This window comes from Cupriavidus alkaliphilus (assembly GCF_014191175.1).
GTDB classification, from domain to species: domain Bacteria; phylum Pseudomonadota; class Gammaproteobacteria; order Burkholderiales; family Burkholderiaceae; genus Cupriavidus; species Cupriavidus alkaliphilus.
In genome coordinates, this window is sequence record NZ_JACHWE010000002.1 from 996,870 (window position 1) to 1,019,512 (window position 22,643).

23 protein-coding genes are annotated in these 22,643 nt (G+C 70.3%); 9 read left to right on the top strand and 14 right to left on the bottom strand.

Annotation, left to right across the window (positions count from 1 at the left end):
- Positions 1 to 31: 31 nt before the first annotated feature.
- The 3 genes from FHX60_RS10895 to FHX60_RS10905 all read right to left on the bottom strand — a co-directional run bounded on the left by FHX60_RS10895 (position 32) and on the right by FHX60_RS10905 (position 1,700).
- Entirely contained in the window at positions 32 to 733 is a 702-nt protein-coding gene (locus FHX60_RS10895; RefSeq protein ID WP_183283342.1) for a DUF899 family protein, read from the bottom strand.
- A gap of 221 nt (positions 734 to 954) precedes the next feature.
- A complete protein-coding gene (locus tag FHX60_RS10900) occupies positions 955 to 1,395 on the bottom strand; it encodes a YciI family protein (protein ID WP_092310371.1) in 441 nt (146 codons plus the stop codon).
- 119 nt (positions 1,396 to 1,514) lie between these two features.
- Entirely contained in the window at positions 1,515 to 1,700 is a 186-nt protein-coding gene (locus FHX60_RS10905; protein WP_116601835.1) for a hypothetical protein, read from the bottom strand.
- A 394-nt stretch (positions 1,701 to 2,094) separates the two neighbouring features.
- Between FHX60_RS10905 and FHX60_RS10910 the strand changes: the two genes are divergently transcribed.
- Positions 2,095 to 2,490, top strand: coding sequence for an ElaB/YgaM/YqjD family protein (locus tag FHX60_RS10910; protein WP_260163814.1), 396 nt, complete (start codon positions 2,095 to 2,097; stop codon positions 2,488 to 2,490).
- Between the two features lie 43 nt (positions 2,491 to 2,533).
- Here FHX60_RS10910 and FHX60_RS10915 read toward each other — a convergent pair whose 3' ends face one another.
- Entirely contained in the window at positions 2,534 to 3,505 is a 972-nt protein-coding gene (locus tag FHX60_RS10915) for a GlxA family transcriptional regulator (protein ID WP_183283344.1), read from the bottom strand.
- Between the two features lie 208 nt (positions 3,506 to 3,713).
- Here FHX60_RS10915 and FHX60_RS10920 point away from each other — a divergent pair, with 208 nt between their 5' ends.
- Positions 3,714 to 4,322, top strand: coding sequence for a cysteine hydrolase family protein (locus tag FHX60_RS10920; RefSeq protein WP_183283345.1), 609 nt, complete (start codon positions 3,714 to 3,716; stop codon positions 4,320 to 4,322).
- A gap of 33 nt (positions 4,323 to 4,355) precedes the next feature.
- Here the strand turns inward: FHX60_RS10920 and FHX60_RS10925 are convergent, their stop codons facing one another.
- Positions 4,356 to 5,732, bottom strand: coding sequence for a serine hydrolase domain-containing protein (locus tag FHX60_RS10925; RefSeq protein ID WP_183283346.1), 1,377 nt, complete (start codon positions 5,730 to 5,732; stop codon positions 4,356 to 4,358).
- A 225-nt stretch (positions 5,733 to 5,957) separates the two neighbouring features.
- Between FHX60_RS10925 and FHX60_RS10930 the strand changes: the two genes are divergently transcribed.
- Complete coding sequence (locus tag FHX60_RS10930) at positions 5,958 to 6,872, top strand: YihY/virulence factor BrkB family protein (RefSeq protein ID WP_183283347.1); 915 nt, start codon at positions 5,958 to 5,960, stop codon at positions 6,870 to 6,872.
- Positions 6,873 to 6,924: 52 nt separating this feature from the next.
- Entirely contained in the window at positions 6,925 to 7,962 is a 1,038-nt protein-coding gene (locus FHX60_RS10935) for a LacI family DNA-binding transcriptional regulator (protein ID WP_112775722.1), read from the top strand.
- On the opposite strand, the gene FHX60_RS10940 is transcribed toward FHX60_RS10935, so the two are convergent.
- From FHX60_RS10940 to FHX60_RS10950, 3 genes are read right to left on the bottom strand one after another with little or no spacing between them, the layout of a single operon-like run.
- A complete protein-coding gene (locus tag FHX60_RS10940) occupies positions 7,959 to 8,666 on the bottom strand; it encodes a sulfite exporter TauE/SafE family protein (RefSeq protein WP_112775625.1) in 708 nt (235 codons plus the stop codon). The two genes, FHX60_RS10935 and FHX60_RS10940, sit on opposite strands and share 4 nt — an antisense overlap.
- Positions 8,667 to 8,668: 2 nt before the next feature.
- Complete coding sequence (locus FHX60_RS10945) at positions 8,669 to 10,117, bottom strand: amidohydrolase family protein (protein WP_183283348.1); 1,449 nt, start codon at positions 10,115 to 10,117, stop codon at positions 8,669 to 8,671.
- Between the two features lie 19 nt (positions 10,118 to 10,136).
- Positions 10,137 to 11,486, bottom strand: a complete 1,350-nt coding sequence (locus FHX60_RS10950) for a uracil-xanthine permease family protein (RefSeq protein ID WP_112775627.1) — start codon at positions 11,484 to 11,486, stop codon at positions 10,137 to 10,139.
- Positions 11,487 to 11,789: 303 nt separating this feature from the next.
- Between FHX60_RS10950 and sorA the strand changes: the two genes are divergently transcribed.
- The 4 genes from sorA to FHX60_RS10970 all read left to right on the top strand — a co-directional run bounded on the left by sorA (position 11,790) and on the right by FHX60_RS10970 (position 14,677).
- Complete coding sequence (sorA, locus tag FHX60_RS10955; protein ID WP_183283349.1) at positions 11,790 to 13,061, top strand: SorA family sulfite dehydrogenase catalytic subunit; 1,272 nt, start codon at positions 11,790 to 11,792, stop codon at positions 13,059 to 13,061.
- A gap of 10 nt (positions 13,062 to 13,071) precedes the next feature.
- Positions 13,072 to 13,716: a SorB family sulfite dehydrogenase c-type cytochrome subunit gene (gene sorB, locus FHX60_RS10960; protein WP_183283350.1), complete on the top strand. Its 645-nt coding sequence runs from the start codon at positions 13,072 to 13,074 to the stop codon at positions 13,714 to 13,716.
- Between the two features lie 129 nt (positions 13,717 to 13,845).
- Positions 13,846 to 14,202 carry an ArsR/SmtB family transcription factor gene (locus tag FHX60_RS10965; RefSeq protein ID WP_092310431.1) on the top strand — a complete coding sequence of 119 codons (357 nt, stop codon included), beginning with the start codon at positions 13,846 to 13,848 and terminating at the stop codon, positions 14,200 to 14,202.
- Entirely contained in the window at positions 14,192 to 14,677 is a 486-nt protein-coding gene (locus FHX60_RS10970) for an SRPBCC family protein (protein WP_092310434.1), read from the top strand. The genes FHX60_RS10965 and FHX60_RS10970 overlap by 11 nt, the downstream gene beginning before the upstream one ends.
- Before the next feature lie 114 nt (positions 14,678 to 14,791).
- Here FHX60_RS10970 and FHX60_RS10975 read toward each other — a convergent pair whose 3' ends face one another.
- The 6 genes from FHX60_RS10975 to FHX60_RS11000 all read right to left on the bottom strand — a co-directional run bounded on the left by FHX60_RS10975 (position 14,792) and on the right by FHX60_RS11000 (position 21,296).
- Positions 14,792 to 15,817 carry a porin gene (locus FHX60_RS10975; protein ID WP_116332037.1) on the bottom strand — a complete coding sequence of 342 codons (1,026 nt, stop codon included), beginning with the start codon at positions 15,815 to 15,817 and terminating at the stop codon, positions 14,792 to 14,794.
- 55 nt (positions 15,818 to 15,872) lie between these two features.
- A complete protein-coding gene (locus tag FHX60_RS10980; protein ID WP_112775631.1) occupies positions 15,873 to 16,877 on the bottom strand; it encodes a Bug family tripartite tricarboxylate transporter substrate binding protein in 1,005 nt (334 codons plus the stop codon).
- Positions 16,878 to 16,977: 100 nt separating this feature from the next.
- Positions 16,978 to 18,123, bottom strand: coding sequence for an acyl-CoA dehydrogenase family protein (locus tag FHX60_RS10985; protein WP_183283351.1), 1,146 nt, complete (start codon positions 18,121 to 18,123; stop codon positions 16,978 to 16,980).
- 43 nt (positions 18,124 to 18,166) lie between these two features.
- Positions 18,167 to 19,390, bottom strand: coding sequence for an acyl-CoA dehydrogenase family protein (locus tag FHX60_RS10990; protein WP_183283352.1), 1,224 nt, complete (start codon positions 19,388 to 19,390; stop codon positions 18,167 to 18,169).
- Positions 19,391 to 19,401: 11 nt separating this feature from the next.
- A complete protein-coding gene (locus FHX60_RS10995) occupies positions 19,402 to 20,076 on the bottom strand; it encodes an enoyl-CoA hydratase/isomerase family protein (protein ID WP_116601851.1) in 675 nt (224 codons plus the stop codon).
- A complete protein-coding gene (locus FHX60_RS11000; protein WP_183283353.1) occupies positions 20,073 to 21,296 on the bottom strand; it encodes a CaiB/BaiF CoA transferase family protein in 1,224 nt (407 codons plus the stop codon). Before FHX60_RS11000 ends, FHX60_RS10995 begins: the two co-directional genes overlap by 4 nt.
- A gap of 200 nt (positions 21,297 to 21,496) precedes the next feature.
- Here FHX60_RS11000 and FHX60_RS11005 point away from each other — a divergent pair, with 200 nt between their 5' ends.
- Positions 21,497 to 22,429, top strand: a complete 933-nt coding sequence (locus FHX60_RS11005; RefSeq protein ID WP_092310454.1) for a LysR family transcriptional regulator — start codon at positions 21,497 to 21,499, stop codon at positions 22,427 to 22,429.
- Positions 22,430 to 22,643: the final 214 nt, after the last annotated feature.

Sequence of the window (22,643 nt, forward strand, 5' to 3'; positions counted from 1 at the left end):
CGCCGCTTCGTTGCGCCCGCAAGACGAATACTTACTTCCCGTACTCCAGCTCCGGATACCAATCTCCCCTTCCCTCCGGCGTGGTATCCAGCAACGTCCACAACGCATCCAGGTCCGGTGCCCCGCGCGGATCCTGCCCCGGATCGCACGTCAACGCATACATCTCGCTACTCCAGAAATGCCGGACCTTGCCGTCACGCCGCGAAAAGACCGTATATCCCGGCACGTCCGCATCCTCCGCACTCACGTAGTCGCGCGTGAAATCGCCATCCATATCCGCATACACCTTTAGCTGCGTCCAACCCCGCGCCCGCTTGGCCGCGACCAGTCGATCGATCGGCGAGCGCGCCACCATCGCCAGTGCCGCGCGCTGCTCGATATCCGCAACCTTGTGGTCCCAGCCGGCCATGATGGAAGTGCACATCGGACAAGGCTGCTGCCGTTGCGGCCCGAACATATAGCTGTAGACCACCAGCGTATCCTTGCCGGCGAACAGGTCTTCGAGCGTTACCGGCCCGTGCTCGCCCTGGAACGTATAACGCTTCGTCACTTCGCCGCCGGGTGGCAAGGCGCGGCGCTGTGCGGCCACGCGTTCGATGTGCCGCCGCAATTCGATTTCTTCCGCCAGCAAGGCGTTGCGCGCCTCGCGGTACGCCGCGCTTTCATTGGGAAAATGGACGGGATTCTGCCGGGCCAGTTCGGTCGACGGAACCAGCTTTGCCGTGGTGTTCATGTCAGTCCTCCTGGAAAATCGCGTGCCGGGGTCGCGGCCCTCGCCATATGGCGATGACCGCTACACACGCCTGTCCTGTTTCGTTCCCGCGCGGCGCGAATCGTTCCAGCGGATGTGCCGGCGGATGGCCGCAATGTTTGCATCGCTGCGAGCTCCATCCAGCACAAAACGGCGGATCACACACGCGTGTGATCCGCCGTCTGGTTCCGCGTAACGCTGATTCAGCCTTGCTGGGACCGGGCCGCGCGCGCGGCCTGCTCGCGCAGCCGCTCCTCCTGCTCCCGGAGCTCCGGCGTCAGTTCCGCGCCAAAGTCCTCAAGCTCGAACAATGGCCGGATCTCGATGTCGGATTCGCCTTCCATGGGATTGGGACAACGCTTGACCCATTCCACCGCCTCGTCCATCGACTTGACCTGCCACAGCCAGAAACCGGCAACGAGCTCTTCCGGCTGCGCGAAGGGCCCATCGGTCACGGTGCGCTGGCTGCCCGCGAAGCGCACGCGCTTGCCCTTTGCGCTGGGCTGCAGCCCCTCGCCCGCCAGCATGATGCCGGCCTTGACCAGTTCTTCGTTGAAGTTGCCCATCGCTGCCAGCAGCTCGGTGCCGGGCATCTTGCCCGCTTCCGAATCGGTGGTTGCCTTGACGATCACCATTACACGCATCGACATGTCTCCTCAGGTGCATGTGTGGCAACACGCGCGCGCCGGGTGGCGCGCGCCACGCTCCTTCAGGCAGGGCGCGCCGCACACCCGGTCAAGCATAGACGCTATGGCTATAGACGCTATTGCTGCATCGACCACGACGACTGGCGTCGGCGCAAGTCTTCCTGGCCCGGCTGGCGCGGCGGCTTGCCGAGATCGTCATCATGCCGGGGCGGCAGCTGCTCTTCGCTTTCACGCGAGGGATTTGCCGGCGGCACCTCTGGTACGTTCGGCCCTTCATCCGGTCGTGGAATCTGATGTGCCATGATGCCCTCCTGCTTGCAAAGTGCGACACCCTTGACGATGCAACCGCCATGCCAACCCGCGGCACGCGGCTTTGTGCGCGCGAGCGATCCCACCGGCCGCGCCACCATGCGCCGGCTGCACCCCCGCGCAATCTCGGCGCGCAAATCTGCCTGACTTTGTAATGCGGCACGCGGGCGCGCTGCCGGTGCGCCGCGGTGGCGCCACCTCCGGCATGGCGCGCGGCGCGTCGCGCGAACAGTCATCGCCGGGCACGAAAGGTGCACCGGCCACCCGTGGCGCACTGGGGCCGGCCCTGTGCGCCCGGATACTTCAATGCGGAGGCGCACCATGGAACAGACGGAAACGACAAGCACCCCCACCAGCACATCGGGCCTGCGGCAGCAGGAGACGCGCATGTCTTCGGCACCAGGTTCGGAGACGCGCAGCGGCGCGTCGTGGCGGGATACGCCGGAACGATCATCGGCATCGCAAGACCTGGCGCGCGAGCTCGACCGCCTGATCGATCGCCTGCCGACGTTGTCCGGCGACAACCTCGAGCAGGCCAAGGCGGAGTTCGTCGAACTTGCCGCGAAGTCGGGCAGCGCGGCGACGGAAATCGCGGCGAAATCCGCGGACGTTGCCCGGCGCGTGAAGGGACGCGTCAAGAGCGAGTGGGAAACCGGACTGGAGCGCACGGAAACGTTCGTCCATGCCAACCCCGTGCGCGCGCTCGGGATGGCGCTGGGGATAGGCGTGGTGCTGGGCGCGCGGCTGTTCGGCGGTTCGCACCGGCATCATCGCGACATGTGAGCCGGCGCTGGCGCGCCCCCGGCGCGCCGGGAAGACTGGCGGCTCAGCCGGCGCGCCGGCGCGGCACCGCGGTGCCGAACTGCTTGCGGTAGGCCGACGGCGACACCGCCAGCGCCTGGGTGAAGTGCTGGCGCAGCGAAACCGCCGAGCCGAAGCCGACCAGCCCGGCCACGAGGTCGACGCCCTTGTCGGTGGTCTCCAGCAGGCGCCGCGCCGCGGTCAGGCGGTGGTTCAGCAGCCACTGCGTCACGGTGGTGCCGGTCTTCTCCTTGAAGCGCCGGGTGAAATTGCGCCGGCTCATGCCGGCCTTCTCGGCCAGCGTATCCAGCGTCAGCGGCTCGGCCAGGTGCGCGATGGCCCAGTCCAGCGTCAGGCTGAGCCGGTCGGCGCCTTCCGCCTGCGGCAGCGGATGCTCGATGTATTGTGCCTGGCCGCCGTGCCGGTGCGGGGCCACCACCATGCGGCGCGCCATCCGGTTGGCCACCTCGGCGCCATGGTCGCGCCGCACCAGGTGCAGGCAGCAATCCAGCGCGGCCGCGGTGCCGGCCGAGGTCAGGATCGCGCCATCGTCGATATAGAGCGAATCGCGGTCGAGCCGCACCCGCGGGTAGCGCTGCGCGAAATCGTCAGCCCAGGCCCAGTGGGTAGCAGCGGTGCGGCCGTCCAGCAGGCCGGCCTCGGCCACCACGAAGGTGCCCAGGCACAGGCCGGCAATGCGCGCGCCGCGCGCGCTGGCGGCCCGCAGCGCATCGAGCAGCGCTTGCGGCGCGCGCTCGCCCGGATCCCGCCACGCGGGCATGATCACGGTATCGGCCTGCGCCAGCACGGACAGGTCGTGTTCCACCTCGATGCGGAAACCTGACATGGTGGCAATCATTCCCGGCGTCTCCCCGCAGATCAGCAAGCGGTAACGTGGCACGCCGAGGCGGTCGAGGTCGTCGCCAAAGACAATGCAGGGCACGGACAGGTGGAAGGGGCTGATGCCTTCGAAGGCAATCACCGCGACGGTGTGCATCGCAATCTCGCAGGGTTGGGGGCGGTTTGACGGCTGAAACGGCATGGCCACATTGCCGTGGTTTGGCCCGATTCTATCGGATGTTGTCCATCGGGCCACTTCCGGCGCTGCCGGCGGCGCCGGAAACTACGCTCCATGCCGCGCCTGCGGCGAACGCAGCGGCCGCCACCGGCGCCGTCCACCTACTTCCCTGTCGACGAGGACCATCATGCACCATCCGACCCTACGCAGCATCGCCGGCGCACCGGCCCGCACCGCCATCGACGCCGCCAGCACCGCCGTGCTGGTCATCGACTTCCAGAACGAGTATTTCAGCGGCAAGCTGCCGATCCCGGACGGCCCGGCCGCACTTGGCAACGCGCGGCGCCTGGTCGACCACGCGGATGCCGCCGGCATGCCCGTGTTCCACATCCAGCATGTCACCCCGGCCGGCAGCCCGGTCTTCGCCGAACACGGCGCCACCGTGGCATTCCACGGCGACCTGCAGCCGGCGCCGCACCACACCGTCGTGCAAAAGAGCTCGGTCAGCGCCTTCCCGAATACCGACCTGGACCAGCGCCTCAAGGCGGCCGGCATCAAGACCCTGATCATCACCGGGCTGATGACCCACGCCTGCGTCACCGGCGCGGCGCGCGACGCGGTGCCGCTGGGATACGGCGTGATCGTGGCGGCCGACGCCTGCGCCACGCGCGACCTGGATACCGCGGCCGGCACGGTGTCGCACCAGGACCTGCACCGCGCCGCGCTGGCCGCGCTCGACGACACCTTCGGCGATATCCTGACCACCGAGCAGGTGCTGAAGCTGCCGGTGGCCTGACCGGGCCGGGGCCCGCGCCGCAGGGCGCGTGCTTCAGCGGCTGGCCGCGCCGACGATGGCGTGCGCCGCGGCCACCATGGCCTCGGCGGATTCCAGCGCGCGCGCCGGCTCGTCGCGCTTGCGCACGGCGGCGGCGCTGGTCGCGCGCGCGGCGCCGTCGGGGCTGGCGGAGAACTTCACCACGGTCAGCCCCCTGGCGGGATTGATGTAGAGCTTCTGGCCGAAGCGGCCGCTGGCCTCGATGCTGCCGTCGCCGTCGTTGCGCTGGAACCAGTAGTTGCGATAGCCGTAGCCGTCGCGGCCCGCGGTGGTGTTGCCGCGCGCGAAGCGGGCCTGGTTGCCTGCGGGCTGCAGCGCGATCCGCACCGCCTGCGGTGAAATGCCGAGCGTGGCATCGCCGGCCGCGGCGCGGCGTACGGTCTCGGCAAAGCGGGCGGCATCGCGCAGCGTCGAGTTCATGCCGCCGCTGGCCATTTCCGTGCCCTGGCGGTCCACCTGGGTGTAGGCGTCGTCATCGGCAAAGCGCGACCACAGCCGCTCGGTGACGAGGTCCGCCCAGCGCTTGCCGGTGATGCGGCGCAGCGCCCACGCCACCGCTTCCGGCGAGCCGTTCTGGTAGTACCAGACGCCGCCGTCCGGGCCCTCGCCGGCGGTGCCGGTGGCGTGCACGACCTTGAGGAAGTCATAGATGGTGTCGGGCGCATCGGCCTTGCGCGGCACGATGCCCACCGCGCCGAACAGCCCGAGGTCAGGCGGCAGTGCCTGCGGATAGCCTACCGGCACCTCCATGTCCAGGTTCTGCTGCACCGTGGCCTCGCCGAATGGATTGCCGGCCAGTTCGGGCACATACTGCGCCAGCCTGGCCTGCGGATCGAGCTTGCCCTCTTCGACCAGCATCGCCGCCAGCAGCCCGGTCACGGACTTGGTCATCGACGCCCAGATATGCGGCTGGTGCGGGCCGAAGCCGGCCAGGTAGCGCTCGTACACGATCCGGCCGTGGTGCAAAACGATAAAGCCATCGGTGTGGGTGTCGCGCAGGTAGTTCGCCACCCGCACGGTCTGGCCCGCGACGGTAAAGCTGACCGCGTCCAGCTCCGCGGCCGGCTGGCCCGGCAGCGCCAGCGTCTGGCTCGCATGCCGGATACCGACGGTGGGCGACATCTCGCGCGCGTGCCGGAAGGCCCATCGCATATAAGGCGGACGCAGGCCGGTGCCGCGACTGACCTGTCGGTCCGGCGACGGCGGGAAACCCTGCATGACTTCGCTCTCGGCCACCGCCGCGGGCTGGCCCGCGCCCTGCGCCAGCGCCACGCCGGCCGGCACCGCCATCAACGCCAGCAGCGGCGCCACCCGCCACCACCCCCGACTGCGCCGGAACCCCGTCCCGCGCGACTTCGCTTGTGCCTGCATGCTGTCTCCATGGCCGTCGAGGCGGCTGCATCCGCGGTGCGCCGCCTTCTGTGATGAGAAGCAAGCCTGCCGGGGCAGGCTGCGGGCGCCATGTTGCCGGCCGAGCGCGCCGGCCACAATGATCTGTCCGGAATAGAGCCATAACCGGCTGGAATGTCATGGGGAAGCGGTAGCGCGGCATGGATCGGCGCAGCCCGCGCATAATGTCGTCACCCGCCACTCGACATGCCCGCCATGCAGCTTCCCGACGCCCGCGTCAGCGACCTGCTGCGCCATCCGCTGCGCTTTGCCTGGCACACGCTGCGCCAGTTCCGCGCCAATCAGGGCCTGCTGCTGGCCGGTGCGGTCGCCTACTACGCGCTGCTGTCGATCGTGCCGCTGCTGATCCTGATGGTGATCGCGCTGTCGCACCTGATCGAGCCCGATCTGCTGCTCTCGACGCTGGCCCGCTATCTCGAGTGGATCGTGCCCGGCCAGGCGCGGGCCCTGGTCACCGAGCTGGCCGGCTTCCTGCGCAACCGCGGCACCATCGGCTGGGTGCTGCTGGGCACCATGCTGTTCTTCAGCTCGCTCGCCTTCACCGTGCTGGAGAACGCCATGTCAGTGATCTTCGAGCACCGCGTGGCGATCCGGCGCCGCCATTTCCTGGTCTCGGCGCTGCTGCCCTATTGCTATATCGCCGTGCTCAGCATCGGCCTGCTGCTGGTCACCGTGGTATCCGGCGCGCTGCTGGCGATCGGCGAGCGGCACGTCGAGGTGCTGGGCCGCGACTGGTCGCTGGATCGCCTCTCCACCGGCCTGCTCTACCTGCTCGGCTTTATCGGCGAGGTGCTGATGCTGACCTCGATCTACCTGGTGATGCCGGTCGGCCGGCTCTCGCTGCGCCACGCGCTTACCGGCGCGGTGATCGCCGCGGTGCTGTGGGAGATCTCGCGCCATGTGCTGGTGTGGTACTTCACCAGCCTGTCGCAGGTCGGACGGGTCTATGGCTCGCTGACCACGGCGATCGTGGTGCTGCTCAGCCTGGAAATCGCGGCGACGCTGCTGCTGCTCGGCGCGCAGGTGATCGCGGAGTTCGAGCGCGGCGCCTGGCACAAGCTGCCGGGGCGCGCTGGCCGGGCGGAGGAATTTCATACCTGAGGCTCGCAGCCGCTGCGGTATGCTGCCCCCTGAGCCATTGCCCTTGTTCCGCATGACCGAAGCCACACCCGACCGCCCCCGCCGCATCACCATCCACGACGTTGCCCGCGCCGCCGGGGTCTCGCTGACCACGGTGTCGCACGCGCTCAACGACCGCGGCGTGCTGGACCCGGCCACGCGCGCGCGCGTCAAGCGCGTCGCCGCAGAGCTGGGCTACCGGCCCAGCGTGCGGGCGCAGCGCCTGCAGTCGGGCCGTGCAAACTGCATCGCGCTGCTGTCGTCGATGCCGTTCGCGGTGGCGGGCGGCACCTCGCGCCTGGGCTTCATGATGGAGGTGGCGGCGATCGCGGCCGAGGCGGCCATGGGGCGCGGGCTGGGCGTGGTGCTGGTGCCGCCGCTGGAAGGCGCCGGCGGCCTGCTCGATACGCTCGATATCGACGGCGCCATCGTGATCGAGCCGATCGCCGGCGACCCGCATATCGCGCGGCTGCGCGAGCGCGGCGTCAGCATCGTGTCGATCGGGCGCGAACCGCTGACCGAAACCCCGGTGCCGTGCGTCGACCTGCAATCGGCCGAGACCGCGCGCCTGCTGCTGGCGCACCTGCACGGCCACGGGCGGCGGCAGATCGGCCTGATGATCGGCGCGGCGCCGCGGCAGTCGTATGTGGAAACGGAACGCGCCTACCGCGAGTTCACGCAGGCGCTGGGGCTGCCCTGCCATGTCGTCAAGGCAGCCGAGGAACACGGCGAGGCCGCGGGCGCGGACGCCTGCGCGCAGCTGCTGGCGAAGATGCCGGGGCTGGATGCGCTGTGCGCGCCGGTCGATGCCTTCGCGGTCGGCGCGATGGCGCACCTGCAAGGGCTGGGCAGGCGCGTGCCCGACGACGTGCTGGTGGTGACGCGCTACGACGGCATCCGCGCGCGCAGCGCGCAGCCGCCGCTGACCGCGGTCAACCTGCACCTCGAGCGGGTGGCGTCGCTGGCGGTGGAACTGCTGTTCGCGCACCTGTCGGGCGAGCGCAGCCGCGGCGTGATTGCCGGCCCCGCGCCCGAGCTGGTAGTGCGGGCCTCGTCGACGCCGAACGCCTAGCCGCGCAGCAGCACCACGGCGCCGGACACCAGCGCGAACACCAGCACGCCGATGCGCAGCATGCGCTGGTTGATGCGCTTGTGCACCAGGTGGCTGGCGACCATGCCGACGCCCAGCACCGGCAACAGGCCCGCGGCATAGAACACCTGCTCCATGCCGAGCCGGCCGCCCAGCGCCAGCACCACCAGCGAGATCACCTCGCCCACCAGGAAGCACAGCGCCACGGTGGCGCGCAGCGTCGCCACCGGCGCGTGCTGGTAGGCCAGCGCCAGCGGCGGGCCGCCGACGCCGGTGGCGGTCTCGGTGACGCCGGTGATCAGGCCGGTGGAAGCAAAGGTCAGCCGCCCCGGCGTAAATGCCGGCGCCAGCAACGACACCACCGCCGCGGCGATGGTGCTGCCGCCGACCAGCGCGTTGAGCCACGCCATCGGCATCGCCACCAGCACCCACAGGCCGCCGAAGGTGCCGGCCACCCGTCCGGCGCTGATCCAGCCGGCGCCGCGCATGTCGATGGCGTGGCGCTCGCGCCAGGCCACGTAGGCGTTGAGCGGCAGCATCGCCAGCAACAGCGCGCCGGGCAGCATCGCCGGCGCGGCCAGCGCCAGCACCGGCACCACGATCAGCGCAAAGCCCATGCCGGTGGCGCCCTGGATCAGCGCGCCGGTAAAGACCGCCACGCCCACGCTGAACAAGGTCATGTCCATGCTCATGCGGCCTCCGTGCCGGCATGGCGGGCGCGGTGCACGTCCGCGGCGTCATGCAGCTTGCGGATCGGCGCGCCGGCGACGGTGTGCTCGGCCATGGCATGGATGTCGCGCATCAGCGCGCGCGCGTCCCAGTCGGTGGGCCAGCCCTGCCACAGGCGCAGGCTGCCGTCGACAAAGACCGCGCGGATCTGGTCGCGGTTGGCCAGGCGCACCAGCTCCCAGGTCAGGTCCCACGACGGCGTCAGTTCCGGCACGTCGAGGTCGACCAGCAGGAAGTCGGCGCGCTTGCCGGCGGCGATCTCGCCGGTGAGCGCGCCCAGGCCGGCGACGTCGGCCGCGTCGTGCGTGGCCATGTCGACCCAGCGCCAGCCCGCGCCGCAGGACGAATCGCCCACGCCGATGCCGAAGGCGAAGCGCTGCGCGGCCTCGGCATAGTCGAGCAGGCGGAAGCCGTCGCTGCGGGTGCCGTCGGTGCCCAGGCCCAGGCGCACGCCGAAGGTGGCCATGGTCTCGGCCGGGGCCACGGCGTTGCCCTTCCAGGCGCTGGCCACGGGGTTGTAGGCGACCGCGGCGCCGCTGTCGGCCAGCAGCCGGATTTCCTGCGGCGTCACCAGCGTGGCATGCGCGAGCAAGGCCGCCGGGCCGAGCGCGCCAATCGCGGCGAGGTGCTCGATCGGCCGGCGCCCGCAGGCGTTGAGCGAGCGCTCCACCGCCACCAGGTGCTCGTTGGCATGGGTCTGGAAGATGCGGCCGGACTCGGCGCACAACTGGTAGACGTGATGCAGCATCGCGTCCGAGGCCACCTCCGGGATCGAGATCGCCAGCGACGGCGCCACCAGCGCATTGCCGGCGTAGCGGTCCAGGTGCGCGGCGGCACGGCGCAGGATGGGCGCGGCGTCGAGGGTTTCGGCACCGGGCTTGTCGTTGCAGATCAGCCCCAGCACGCAGCGCACGCCGGCATCGCTGACCGCGCGCGCCACCGCGTCCAGCCCGGCCTCGCTGCGCGTGCCGGCATCGACCACGGTGGTAAAGCCGCCGCGCAGCGCTTCCAGCGCCGCCAGCTTGGACGACAGGTACAGGTGCTCGGCCTTCAGGCTGCCCTCGAGCGGCACCCACACGCGCCGGAAGATCTCCGACGGCTCGCCGAACACCAGCGACTTGCCGAACGATTGGGTCAGGTGGTGGTGGGTGTCGATCATGCCCGGCATCAGCAGCATGCGCGGCAGCGGCAGGGTCTCCAGTTCGGGGAAGCGCGCGCAGACGTCTGCGGCGGCGCCGACGGCGGTAAAGCGGCCGCCCTCCACCACCACCGCGTGGCCGCGTACCGCGCCCTGGCGCAGCAGCGTCCATTCCGGCAGCAGGATGCGCGCGCGCTGGAAGCTGTCCGGCGCCAGGGGCGGGTTGATGTCGCCGGGCCAGGCCGGCGTCGAGTCGTAAGGTTGAGTCATTGCAATGCAGGAAGCGGGGTCAGTGCGTGGCGGCGGCATCATCGCGTGCGATGGCGCTTGCGGCCGCGGTGCGCAGACCCGTATGGAAAAACAGGAAGTTGAGCAGTGCCGCGGTGATGGCGCCCATCGCCACGCCATTGCCCACCAGGATGCGCAGGTTGGACGGCAGGCCGCCATAGATGCCAGGCACCAGGATCGGCAGCAGGCCCACGGCCAGTGCCACGGCCACCACGTACATGTTGGCGTGGTCGCGCAGGTCTACCTTGCGCAGCATGTCGATGCCCATGGTGCCGACGATGCAGAACACCACCAGGCCGGTGCCGCCGACCACCGCTTCGGGGATCGCGCTGATCAGCGCCGACACCGGCACCAGCAGGCCGAACGCCACCAGGATCGCGCCCGACATCGCCGTGACGAAGCGCGAGCGCACGCCGGTGGCACGCACGATGCCGATGTTCTCGCCGCTGGTGATGATCAGCGAGGTCCCGAACATCCCGCCCAGCAGCGAGGTCAGCGCATCGGCGCGGATGGTGCGCGGCACGTCGCGCTGCTGGTCCACCGGCCGGCCCACGGCATCGCTGATGGCCAGGGTCTGCCCGGTGGCCTCCACCATCGAGATCACGGCAAACACCATCAGCGGGATCGCGGCCACCACGTCGAAGGTCGGCCAGCCGAACGGGAACGGCGTCGGCAACGCCAGCACCGGCGACATCGACACCTGGCCGAGGTGGAACGCGCCGGTCAGTCCCGCCACCACCGCCCCGCCCAGCAGTCCGAGCAGGATCGCCAGCTGCGCCAGCATGCCGCTCAGCCAGCGCGACGCCGCCACGGTGCAGGCAATGGTGGCAAAGGCCAGCAGCAGGTTGAGCGGATCCACCGCGCTGCCCGCGGCGGGGTGGCCGGCCACCAGCTTGCCCGACACCTGCGCCAGGTTGATCGCCACCAGCAGCAGCATGGTGCCCACCACCACCGGCGGGAAGTACCGCAGGCAGCGCCGGAACACCGGCAGCACCAGGAAGTAGAACACCCCGGTCAGGATCACCGCGCCGGCCGCGGTCTGCACGTCGGTCTGCTGCGCGATCAGGATAAACAGCACGATCGGCGCGCCGCCGGGCAGCATCACGAACGGCAGGCGCGCGCCGATGCCGCGCTTGCCCAGCGACTGCAGCAGCGTGCCCAGGCCGCAGATCACAAAGGTGGCGCTGAGCAACTGCACCGCCAGCGCGGGCGGGAAGTTCAGCGCCTTGCTCATCAGGAAGACGGACGCGATCGGCGACGCGGCCATGACCAGTACGTGTTGAAGCCCGAAGACGAACAGGCGCCGCCATGGCAGCCGTTCATCCACCGGCGCGGGGGCGGGGTGGGACATGCTTTTGCTCCTCGTTTGGTGTGTCGGGCGTTATGCCGGTGGCCAATCGGCCACTGGCTGCGTCTGTGCGCAGTTCGCCGCAGATATTATCGATTTCCGCTAACAAAAACGTTTTGGTAAGTGTAGGGAAACCCAAATTGCGATGCAAGCGGTTTTGCAGGGACTGCGGCCGTGGTCTTCCCTTATATCGAATAAATCGATAACGACTAGTGGCAAAACCCGTTTCACAACTTGAAGAGGCGGCGTCAAAGTACCCGCCACAGCGCCTTGCGCGCCACAACACGCCCCATAGGAGACGCCCCCATGCGAGACAAGAACCGTCCGGCGCAATCTGCCGACCACGACCGGCCCCTACCAGCCAGGCGCCGCCTGGTGCAGGGTGCCGGCCTGCTGGCGCTGGGCGCCTCGCCTCTCGGCGCGCTGGCCGCCCAGGCTGCGCGCGCGGCCGACGGCGTCACGCTGGCCGACGGCCCGCGTCCACTGGTGCGCTATCCCGGCAAGCGCCCGCTGGTGCGTGTCCACACCCGTCCGCCGCACCTGGAGACGCCTTTTTCCGCGTTCAACGAAGGGCCGATCACCGCCAACGACGCCTTCTTCGTGCGCTACCACCTGGCCAACATGCCGCTGTCGGTGGATCTCGCCACCTATCGCCTGAGCGTCGGCGGCCACGTCGGCAAGCCGCTGCAGTTGTCGCTCGATGAGCTGAAGAGGCTGGCCGAACCAGTGAATGTCGTCGCCGTGAACCAGTGCTCGGGCAACAGCCGCGGCTTCTCCGAGCCGCGCGTGTTCGGCGCGCAGCTGGCCAACGGCGCCATGGGCAATGCGCGCTGGACCGGCGTGCCGCTGCGCAAGGTGCTGGAGCATGCGGGCGTCAAGGCCGGCGCCAAGGTGGTGACCTTCAACGGCATGGACACGCCGGTGCTGCCGAGCACGCCAGACTTCCGCAAGTCGCTCGATATCGCCCACGCCATGAACGGCGAGCCGCTGCTGGCCTGGGGCATGAACGGTGAAGACCTGCCCCTGCTCAACGGCTACCCGCTCAAGCTGGTGGTGCCGGGCTACTTCGGCACCTACTGGATCAAGCACCTGCACGAGATCGAGGTACTGGACCACCCGTTCGAAGGCCATGATGCGTTCTTCATGACCAAGGGCTACCGCGTGCCGGACAACGATTGCCAGTGCGTCGCCCCGGGCACGCCGGCGGCCAGGACGCGGCCGATCTCGACGCTGGCCGTGCGCAGCTTCATCACCAGTGTCGAGAGCGGCGGCAGGCTGCCGGCCGGCCGCGCCGTCGAACTGAAGGGCATTGCCTTCGACGGCGGCTCCGGCATCCGCACGGTCGAGGTGTCCGTCGATGGCGGGCAGAACTGGCAGGCCGCCAGGCTTGGCGAAGACCTGGGCCGGTTCTCGTTCCGCGCCTGGCACTTGCCGGTCAAGTTCGCGCGCAAGGGCCCCGCGGTGCTGATGGTGCGCGCCACCAGCAACAACGGCGAGACCCAGCCGGCCAAGGCCAGCTGGAATCCCGCCGGCTATCGCCGCAATGTCATCGAAGCCACGCCGGTCACCATCGCCTGAGGAAAGCGCCATGAAAGCAACCATCGCCCCCGCGCTGCTGGCGCTCGCCCTGCTCGGTGCCGGCCATGCCGGCGCCGCGCCGCAGGACATCAGGCTGCCGGCGGAGAACGTCAAGCTCAAGCCGGCAAAGCTTCCCGGCTACGGCATCGCCACGCAGAAATGCGCGATCTGCCATTCGGCCGACTACGTCTCCTACCAGCCGCCCGGGCTGACGCTGGCGCAGTGGACCGCCGAGATGAAGAAGATGCAGCAGGCCTACGGCGCGCCGATCGACGATGGCGAGGTCGAGCAGCTCGGCGCCTACCTGGCGGTGGCCTATGGCTCGGCAAAAATCAAGGACCCCGAGATCGTGGCGATCGCGCAGAAGGCCGGCAAGCCGGCGGCCTCGCAAGCCACTGCCACGACAGTGGACGTGCAGGGCCTGCTGGCAAAGAATGCCTGCCTGAGCTGCCATGGCGTGACGCAGAAGCTGGTCGGACCGGCCTACCACGAGGTCGCCACCCGCTACAAGGGCGATGCGCAGGCGCAGGCCAAGCTGGAAGCCAGCATCCGCGGCGGCAGCAGCGGCAAGTGGGGCGCGGTGCCGATGCCGCCGTTCGCCGGCCTGAAGCCGGAGGAAGTGAAGGCCCTGGCGGCCTACGTCCGCCAGCAATAGGCACGAACGCACTGCCCTGGCTGCAAGGCGCCCCGGCTGGTCCGGGGCGTCTTGCATGTTGGGCTTGCAAGTTCCGGCTGGCTCCCTATACTTAGCCGCGTGGCTAACCATTGTGTCGAGTTTGCAGACGTGTCCCAGGCTGTCGATCTTTCCCCGCTGTCCGGCGTGTTCTACGCGCTGGCGGACCCGACCCGCCGCGCCATCGTCAGCACGCTCGGGCGCGGGCCCGAAACGGTTTCGGCGCTGGCGGCACCGTTCGCGATGGCGCTGCCCTCGTTCATGAAGCACCTGCAGGTGCTGGAGCGCAGCGGCCTGATCCGTTCGCGCAAGACGGGGCGCGTGCGCACCTGCGAACTGGTGCCGCAACCGCTGTCCGACGCGCAGCAATGGCTGGCCGACCAGCGCGCCCTGTGGGAGGCCCGTACCGACCGCCTGGCGGCTTTTGTCGAAGCACTTCACCAAGAGGAACAGTCCAATGACGAATGAAAACGCCGCCGGCACCGAAAGCCAGGACCTGGTTATCTCGCGCCTGCTCAAGGCTCCGCGCGCCAAGGTCTGGCGCGCCTGGAGCGATCCGCAGCTGCTCAAGCAATGGTGGTGCCCCAAGCCCTGGACCACCGAGGTCCGCGCCTTCGACATGCGCCCCGGCGGCGCCTTCCATACCTTCATGCAAGGCCCCGATGGCGGCACCAGCGACAACCCCGGCTGCTTCCTCGAGATCGTGCCGATGGAGAAGATCGTCTCCACCTCGGCGCTGGTTGCCGGGTATCGGCCCGGCACGCCGTGGCTGTCGATGACCGCGGTCATCACCATGGCCGACGAGGGCGACGGCACCCGCTACATCGCGCGCGTGATGCATCCCGACGAGGCCACGCGCAAGCAGCATGAGGAGATGGGGTTTTATGAGGGCTGGGGCATCTGCATTACGCAGCTGGAGGAGTTTGCGCAGCAGTTGAAGTAGGCGCGCTTCCGCAGGCCGCGGGTGTGCTCCCCTCTCCCGCTTGCGGGAGAGGGGAGCGCGTGCAAGGTGTGACGTTCTAATCGGCGTCTTTCAGCAGCGTGGGCACGCGGCCATTCAAAACCGGTGCCGCAACCCCACGCTCACCGACTTCGCATCATCCCCGCTGCCCGGATCGATCACGATGCTGTTGTTGCTGACGCTGCCGCCGGCGCTGTTGTGCACCAGCACCGCGCGCACGTAGGCCGTGGTGCGCTTGCTCAGGTCGTGGTCCCAGCCCAGCGTGACTGCCAGCGGCCGCTGGCCGCCGCCGAGGATCTGGCGCTTGAGCGCGGCGGCCTTGAAGGTGTCGCGCTGGGTCACGGCCCAGCTGAAGGTCACGCCGTAGTGGCGCGCCGACCGGGTCTCGGGCCGCTCGCTGCTGGCCGCGCTGAACAGCAGGCCGATCTCCACCGGCTTGAAGCGGTACGAGCCGCCGACGAAATGGTTCGACGTCAGCGTCGGCTCCACCTGCAAGTTGGCGCCCGAATACATCCCCTGGTAGCTGTAGAACGCATAGGCGTTGCCCGCCTCCCAGGTCGCATTCATGCCGAAGTTCAGGCCCGAGCGCGCCGACCCCGGCACCTCGCCCGGCGCCACCGCGGCGCCGAAGCCAAACCCGCCCCACTTGGGCGAGAAGTACTGCACCGCGTTGTCGAAGCGCGCGCCGTAGGCGACATGCCCCGTGCCCTGCGATGCGGTCGCGCTCAGCAGGTTGAACGGCGACACCGCGCCGTTTAGCAGGAACGGGTCCAGCCGCAGCAGCGCATAGAACGACGGCGTGTACTGCCGCCCCAGGCGGACCTCGCCCCAGCCGCCTGACAGGCCCAGGTAGGCCTGCCGCCCGAACAGCCGGTTGTTGCCGAAGAACTCCGTGCCGGTGTCGATATTGAAGCCCGACTCGACCAGGAAGTTGGCCTTGAGTCCGCCGCCAAGGTCTTCGATGCCGCGGATGCCCCAGCGCGACGCGGCCTGCTGGCCTTCGCGCATGCGCACCACGCTGTCCGAGCCCTTGGCGTATTCGATCGATGCGTCGACCACGCCGAACAACTGCATGGTGCCGGCCGCGGCATTGCCTGCGGCCAGGGCCACGCCCATCGCCATCCACTGTGTAGCCTTCACGCTCTCTGTCTCCCGTCCTCGTTGTTGTGTGTCTGCCCTACTTCGCCTGCAGCCCCGCCACCTTCACCACTTCGCCCCATGCGGCCAGGTCGGCGCTGAGCAGCTTGCCGAGGTCGGCCGGGCTCGACGGCGCGGCCGGCTGCAGGTTCATCGCGGCAAACCTGGCGCGGTCGGCCGGGGTCTGCAGGATGCGGTTGACCTCGGCATTGAGCCGCTCGACGATGGGCGCGGGCATGCCCCTGGGCCCGAAGATCGCGACCCAGCTGGCCTGCTGGAACGGCACGCCCTGCTGCGACATGGTCGGCACGTCGGGCGCGGTCAGCAGGCGCTCCGGGCCGGACACCGCAATGCCGCGGATGCGGCCGGACTTCAGGTGCGGCACCGAGGAGATGGCATCGGTAATGCCGATGGTGACGTGGCCCGCGGCCAGGTCGTTGCTGCACTGGGTCGCGGTCTTGTACGGGATGTGGCGCAGGTGGATGCCGGCCTTGGCCTTCAGGTATTCCATCGCCAGGTGGCCGCCTGAGCCGACGCCCCACGAGCAATAGGCCAGTTCCGTCTTGCTGGCCTTGGCATAGGCGATCAGTTCCTGCAGGCTGCGCACCGGCACGTCGGCGCTGACCGCCAGCAGGTTGCCGCCGGGCTGGCTGGGCCGCGCGATCGGCGTGAAGTCTCTGACCGGGTCGTACGGCAGCGACGGCGTGGTCCACGGGTTCACCGTCATGGTCGCGGCATAGGTGAACAGCAGCGTGTAGCCGTCGGGCGCGGCGCGCGCCACGGTCTCGCTGGCGATGATGCCGTTGGCGCCGGGGCGGTTGTCGACCACCACCGGCTGCTTCAGCCCCGCGGTCAGGCGCTCGGCCACCAGCCGCGCGGTCTGGTCGGTCACGGTGCCCGCGCCCGAGGGCAGCACCATGCGGATCGGCTTGCTGGGGTAGGTGGCCTCGGCGTGCGCGCTGGCGGCGCCCGCCAGGATCAGCGCCGCGGCCAGGGCCGCGCGCGTGGCGCGCGTCCTGCGGGCGCCAGTGTGCTGGCTGCTCATATTGCTGTCTCCGTTGCGGCGCATTGGCCGCGCATGCCGGTACGTTGCCGGCGTGTCGTCAGCGGGCGCGCGGCTGGCCCGGCGCCCGCGCTGAACCGGCTCAGGCCTGCGCCTGCGCCGCGTGATCGAGTGCCGCCAGCCGCTCGTAGTGCCAGTCGGCATCGCCGAACAGGTTGGCGTGTGCCGCCAGGCGCTTGTAGCAGTGGCCGACTTCGACCTCCTCGGTCATGCCGACGGCGCCGTGCAGCTGCACCGCATCCTCGCCCAGCGCGCGCCCGGCATCCGAGACAAAGGCCTTGGCATGCGAGACCGCGCGCATGCGCGTCACCGCATCGCCCTGCAGCGCGTCGGCCGCGGCTTCGGTGATGGCGCGCGCCTGCTCGACGCTGACATAGAGGTCCACCAGCCGGTGCCGGATCACCTGGCTGGCGGTCAGCGGCCGGCCGAACTGCTCGCGCGTCGCCAGGTAGTCGCGGGTCAGGTCGAAGGCGCGCGACATGGTGCCGACGGCTTCGGCGCAGGCCATCACGGTGGCGCGGTCGATGGCGGCCTCCACCAGCGGCCAGGCACCGTCGCGCGCGCCGATGCGCGCGCTGTCCGGCACCACGGCGCGGCGCAGCGTCACGCTGGCGGTCTGGCGGCCGTCGTAGGTCGGCAGCGCTTCGACGCTGACGCCGCGCGTATCCGCCGGCACCGCGAACAGGGTCAGGCCATGGCGCTCGCGGCGCTGGCCGCCGGTGCGCGCCAGCACCAGCAGCAGGCTGGCGCTGCCGCCGCCCAGCACCAGCGTCTTGCGGCCGTCCAGCGTCCATTGCCCCGGGGCGTGGGCCTGCGCGGTGGTGCTGATATCGAAGGCGTCATAGCGCCCCTGCCTTTCCCAGGCGGCCAGCGCCAGCATGGCGCCGCCTTCGGCCATCGCCGCCGCGGCGGCCACGTGCGCGGGATCGCCGCAGGCAGCCAGCAGCGGCGCGCACAGCGCGGCATTGGCCAGCCACGGCTCGGCCGGCTGGGCGCGGCCCAGTTCTTCCGCCAGCAGCGCCTGGTCCGTGGCGTCGCCCAGGCCGCCGCAGGCTTCCGGCAAACCCAGCGCAAGCCAGCCCATGTCGGCAAACGCCCGCCAGTGCGTGCGCGAAAACCCATCGGGCTCGGCCAGCGCGGCGCGGCGCTGCTCGAAGCCGTAGCCGCGTTCGACATAGCGCCGCACGCTGTCGCGCAGCATGCGGCGATCGTCCGTTGCATCGCTCATCTGTTCGTGTCCTTATGCAGAGGTTGCAGCCACCGTGGCCGTGCTACAGGCCCAGCACCTGCTTGGCCAGCAGTTCGTGCTGGATCTCGCTGGAGCCGCCGGCGATGGTGTAGCCGCGCGTGACAAAGCGGCGCGCCGAGGCCGCGGCGGCGTAGGCGGACTGGCCCGGTGGCGGCAGCGCCGGCTCGAAATGCGCGGCGCGGTCATAGGCCAGCGTGTCCGGGCCCAGCGCGTCGACCGCCAGGTTCTCGATGTCCTGGATCAGCCGGCTGCCCAGCAGCTTGAGCATGCCGGTCTCGGGCCCCAGCGCCTGGCCCGCGCGCGCCTGCCGGCGAAAGCGCAGCACGGTGGCCGCCAGCGCCTCGAGCCGTACCTCCAGCGCGCGCAGCCGGCGCGCAAACCACGGGCGCTGCAGCAGCGGCTGGCCGGCCTCCTCCAGCTCAGCGCCGATGGCGCGCACCTTGGCCAGGCGGCGGCGGTTCTCGGCCACGCGCGCCAGGTTCAGCCGCTCGTGCTCAAGGAGCGACTTGGCGATGGCCCAGCCGGCGTTCTCGTCGCCGACGCGGTGTTCCACCGGCACTTCCACCTCGTCGAAGAACACCTGGTTGAACAGGTGCCAGCCATGGATGCCGACCAGCGGCCGCACGCTCACGCCGGGGCTGCGCATGTCGATCAGCAGGAAGCTGATGCCCTGCTGCGCGCGCGCTTCGGTATCGGTGCGCACCAGGCAGAAGATCCAGTCGGCGTACTGCGCATACGAGGTCCAGATCTTGCTGCCGCTGACCACGTAGACCTCGCTGCCGTCGGGCCGGGTCTTGCGCACCGCGCGCGTCTTCAGCGAGGCCAGGTCCGAGCCGGCGTTGGGCTCGGAATAGCCCTGGCACCACCAGTGTTCCTGGTTCAGGATGCGCGGCAGGAAATACTGCTGCTGCGCCGGCGTGCCGTAGCGGATCAGGATCGGCCCGATCATCTCGAAGGTGATGCCGCCGCTCTCGGGCGCGTGCGCCAGCACCAGTTCTTCCTGGAACACGGCGCGGCGCTCCGGGCTCCAGTCGCAGCCCTGCCATGCGGCGGGCCAGTGCGGCACCAGCCAGCCACGCTCGGCCAGCCGGTGCTGCCAGTCGACCAGTTCCTGCTTGCTGACTTCCAGCCCGAGGCGGACCTTCTCGCGCACGGCATGGGGCAGCGCGCGCGCGACGAACTCGCGCACCTCGCCGCGGAAGGCCTGCAGCGAGGCCTCGTCATCGTTGATTAGGGATTCGGTCATGGTGTCTGCCTTCAAGCGTTCCTGGCGCGCGCGACGGAGGCCGCGCGCATGCCGCCCTTGATCGCGGCCACGCCGTCCGCCGGAAAGCCGCCAATGGTGGCGGCCAGCCCGCGCGCGCGGTCCAGCACCTGGGTGTCGTCGACCATTTCGGTGGCGATGCCCAGGCGCAGCAGCTCAGGCGCGGGCACGCGGTCGCCCAGCAGGCACAGGCGCGCGGCCACGGCTTCCGCATGGCGCAGCGCCAGCCACTCGGCATTGCGCGGCGCGGCCATGCCCAGGCGGATCTCGCCGATCTGCAGGAAGGCGCCGGCGCCGCACACCAGCAGGTCGCCGGCCAGCGCCAGCGCCGCGCCGCCATTGATGGCATGGCGCTCGAGCGCCACCACCCAGGCCTTGCGGCTTTGCCGCAGGCCCTGGTGCACGCGCTCCCACACCGGCGCAAACGCCGCCAGCCCGCCGGCTTCGGCCTGCAGCGCCTGCAGGTCCAGGCCGGAACAGAAGCCGCCGTCGGCACCGCGCAGCAGCACCGCGCGCACGCTGTCGTCGGCGGCCAGGGTTTCGATCGCGTCGCCCAGCGCGCGCGCCAGCGCCATGTCGATGGCATTGCGGCGCGCCGGGCGGTTCAGCACCAGCTCGGCCCAGCCGGCGTGGCGCTGCAGTAGCACGGGGGACGCGGGCGCGTTCATGCTGCCTCCTGCTGCGCGACTTCCACGCCGATGGCGCCGGCATGAGCCATGGCGCCGACCTCTGCCGTGCTGTAGCCCAGTTCGGCCAGCACTTCGGCGGTATGCTGGCCGAGCCGCGGCACCGCCGGCGTGCCGCCCACGGGCAGGCCGGCCATGGTGAACGGCAGCCCGGGCACTTCCAGCCGGCCGCCCTCGCCGTCGTCGACGGGCCGCAGGATGCCGCTGGCATGCACGTCGGCGCTGGCCTTGACCTGGTGGTAGTCGCGCACCACGCCCACCACCACCTGGTGGCGCTCCAGCAGCGCGCGCGCGGCATCGCCGCTCAGGTGGCGCAGCGCGTCGTGCAGGATGGCCAGCAGTGCGGCGCGGTGCTGGACCCGCAGCGCGTTGCTGGCAAAGCGCGGGTCGTGCGCCAGCGCGGGCTGGCCGATGGCCTGGCACAGCCGCGCCCAGTGCTCGTCCAGGTAGGCCGACAGCACGATATGGCCGTCGGCCACCGCGATCACGTCGGCCGCCGGCGCGGCCTTGGGCTGGCTGTTGCCGCTGCGCACCGGCAACGCGCCGGAGCACTGGTACTCGGCCCATAGCTGGGCCTGCAGCTGCACGCCCACCGACAGCAGCGAGGTCTCGATGGTCTCGCCGGCGCCGGTGCGCTCGCGCCGGAACAGCGCGGCCAGGATGGCGTTGCCGGCCGCCAGCGCGGTGGCCGCGTCGATCAGCGCGAAGCCTGCCTTGAGCGGCTGGCCGCCGGCCTCGCCGGTGACCGACATCATGCCGCTCTCCGCCTGTGCCGCAATGTCGAGCCCGGGCCGCGTGCGCGACGGCCCGCGCGTGCCGAAGCCGCTGATGGAAGCGTGGATCAGGCCGGGACGCGCGGCGCGCAGCGTGGCGGCGTCCAGCCCCAGCGCTTCCATCACGCCGGCGCGGGTGTTGTGCAGCACCACGTCGCTGGCCAGCGCCAGCCGCCGCGCCGCATCCAGCCCGCCGGGGGTGCGCAGGTCCAGCGCGATGCCGCGCTTGCCGCGGTTGTAGGCCAGGAACATCGGGCTTTGCGGGCTGGTGCCGTCAAAGCGCCGCGCGCTGTCGCCGCGCAGCGCTTCCACCTTGACCACGTCCGCGCCCAGGTCGGCCAGCATCATGGCCGCGCCCGGCGCCGCGATGAACTGCCCGAACTCCGCCACGCGTATGCCTGCCAGCGGCAGGTCTTGCCGGTTTGCCATGCGGTTTCACTCCCCGAAGAAGCCGGCGCGGCCGGCGGTTGGCGTCGATGTGGAGCGATCATGCGTTAGCACCGCGCCTCGCGGCAGATGCCAAAACGGCTGCGATGCAAACCGTTGGTTAGCACCCTCGGGTTATCCCGAAGCCCGCGGATTGCCGCTATGCTGTGCGCCCAGTGCGTCGTCTGAGTGGAGACAAATCCATGCGTCTGAGCCAAGTCCAGGACTTCATCGCCGTGGCCGAGCACGGCAGCATCCGCGCCGGAGCCCGTGCGCGCGATGTGTCGGCGCCGGCACTGACCAAGAGCATCCGCCAGCTGGAAGAGGAGCTGCATGTGCCGCTGCTGACCCGCACCACCCGCGGCGTGGTGCTGTCGCGCTTCGGCGAAGCCTTCCTGCGGCGCGCGCGGCTGATCGCCACCGAGGCCCGCAAGGCCAGCGAGGAAATGGCGCAGATGCTGGGCGCGCGCAACGGCGTGGTGCGTGTGGGCGCCACCGGCGGCCCGGCGCACCTGCTGCTGCCGGCGGTACTGACGCGCTTCCGGGCCCAGCACCCGGACGTGCTGGTCTGCATCGACAGCGGCGTCTACCCGATGCACCTGGACGACCTGCGCGCGGGCGTGATGGACATGGCGGTCAGCCCGGTTCCGGACGAGGGCATCGAGCGCGAGTTCACCTGCGAGCCGCTCTACAACAACGATTCGGTGGTGGTGGCGCACCGCGAGCACCCGCTGCGGCATGCGCGCCGTCTGCACGAACTGGTGGGCTCGGACTGGGTGCTGACCGGCCAGCGCATGCAGGGCCCGGGCGCGGCCATCCTCGACGCCTTTCGCGAGCACAACCTGCCGCTGCCGCGCGTGGCGGTGCGCTGCGACACCATCGGCATGATCCAGTCGCTGTTGCAGGACCGCCATCTGCTGTGCATGCTGCCGCGCCAGCTGGTGCCGGGGCAGCTCGCCGCCGCCGGGCTGGTGCCCTTGCCGATCGAAGACCGGCTGCCCAGCCACCGGGTCAGCCTGATCTACCGCGCCGATTCGCCGATGACGCCGGTCGCCGCGCAATTTGCCACGCAGCTGCGGCGCGAAGTGCACTACCTGACCCACCTGCCCGACAGCCCGCTGCGCCGCCCCGCCTGAGCGCGCGTACCGCAGCGCGCGGCGCGCGGGAACTGCCAGCAGCGGCATGGTGCTAACCAGCGGTTTACACCTGAAATTCCGGAACCGCCCTGTTGCCGCGCCGGCGCTGCGTTTGCGGGCGGCATGCCGCAGTGCGGCGGGATATTCCCCAATCGCTGCCCCGCGCCCTTTTGCCTGACAGTGATGCCGACATTCAGCGGAACACAGGGAGGCA

What these genes read in the sequence shown, in the direction of transcription:
- FHX60_RS10895 (WP_183283342.1), bottom strand. Translation starts at nt 733, where the DNA reads ATGAACACCACGGCAAAGCTGGTTCCGTCGACCGAACTGGCCCGGCAG.
- FHX60_RS10900 (WP_092310371.1), bottom strand. Translation starts at nt 1,395, where the DNA reads ATGCGTGTAATGGTGATCGTCAAGGCAACCACCGATTCGGAAGCGGGC.
- FHX60_RS10905 (WP_116601835.1), bottom strand. Translation starts at nt 1,700, where the DNA reads ATGGCACATCAGATTCCACGACCGGATGAAGGGCCGAACGTACCAGAG.
- FHX60_RS10910 (WP_260163814.1), top strand. Translation starts at nt 2,095, where the DNA reads ATGTCTTCGGCACCAGGTTCGGAGACGCGCAGCGGCGCGTCGTGGCGG.
- FHX60_RS10915 (WP_183283344.1), bottom strand. Translation starts at nt 3,505, where the DNA reads ATGCACACCGTCGCGGTGATTGCCTTCGAAGGCATCAGCCCCTTCCAC.
- FHX60_RS10920 (WP_183283345.1), top strand. Translation starts at nt 3,714, where the DNA reads ATGCACCATCCGACCCTACGCAGCATCGCCGGCGCACCGGCCCGCACC.
- FHX60_RS10925 (WP_183283346.1), bottom strand. Translation starts at nt 5,732, where the DNA reads ATGCAGGCACAAGCGAAGTCGCGCGGGACGGGGTTCCGGCGCAGTCGG.
- FHX60_RS10930 (WP_183283347.1), top strand. Translation starts at nt 5,958, where the DNA reads ATGCCCGCCATGCAGCTTCCCGACGCCCGCGTCAGCGACCTGCTGCGC.
- FHX60_RS10935 (WP_112775722.1), top strand. Translation starts at nt 6,925, where the DNA reads ATGACCGAAGCCACACCCGACCGCCCCCGCCGCATCACCATCCACGAC.
- FHX60_RS10940 (WP_112775625.1), bottom strand. Translation starts at nt 8,666, where the DNA reads ATGGACATGACCTTGTTCAGCGTGGGCGTGGCGGTCTTTACCGGCGCG.
- FHX60_RS10945 (WP_183283348.1), bottom strand. Translation starts at nt 10,117, where the DNA reads ATGACTCAACCTTACGACTCGACGCCGGCCTGGCCCGGCGACATCAAC.
- FHX60_RS10950 (WP_112775627.1), bottom strand. Translation starts at nt 11,486, where the DNA reads ATGTCCCACCCCGCCCCCGCGCCGGTGGATGAACGGCTGCCATGGCGG.
- sorA (WP_183283349.1), top strand. Translation starts at nt 11,790, where the DNA reads ATGCGAGACAAGAACCGTCCGGCGCAATCTGCCGACCACGACCGGCCC.
- sorB (WP_183283350.1), top strand. Translation starts at nt 13,072, where the DNA reads ATGAAAGCAACCATCGCCCCCGCGCTGCTGGCGCTCGCCCTGCTCGGT.
- FHX60_RS10970 (WP_092310434.1), top strand. Translation starts at nt 14,192, where the DNA reads ATGACGAATGAAAACGCCGCCGGCACCGAAAGCCAGGACCTGGTTATC.
- FHX60_RS10975 (WP_116332037.1), bottom strand. Translation starts at nt 15,817, where the DNA reads ATGGCGATGGGCGTGGCCCTGGCCGCAGGCAATGCCGCGGCCGGCACC.
- FHX60_RS10980 (WP_112775631.1), bottom strand. Translation starts at nt 16,877, where the DNA reads ATGAGCAGCCAGCACACTGGCGCCCGCAGGACGCGCGCCACGCGCGCG.
- FHX60_RS10985 (WP_183283351.1), bottom strand. Translation starts at nt 18,123, where the DNA reads ATGAGCGATGCAACGGACGATCGCCGCATGCTGCGCGACAGCGTGCGG.
- FHX60_RS10990 (WP_183283352.1), bottom strand. Translation starts at nt 19,390, where the DNA reads ATGACCGAATCCCTAATCAACGATGACGAGGCCTCGCTGCAGGCCTTC.
- FHX60_RS10995 (WP_116601851.1), bottom strand. Translation starts at nt 20,076, where the DNA reads ATGAACGCGCCCGCGTCCCCCGTGCTACTGCAGCGCCACGCCGGCTGG.
- FHX60_RS11000 (WP_183283353.1), bottom strand. Translation starts at nt 21,296, where the DNA reads ATGGCAAACCGGCAAGACCTGCCGCTGGCAGGCATACGCGTGGCGGAG.
- FHX60_RS11005 (WP_092310454.1), top strand. Translation starts at nt 21,497, where the DNA reads ATGCGTCTGAGCCAAGTCCAGGACTTCATCGCCGTGGCCGAGCACGGC.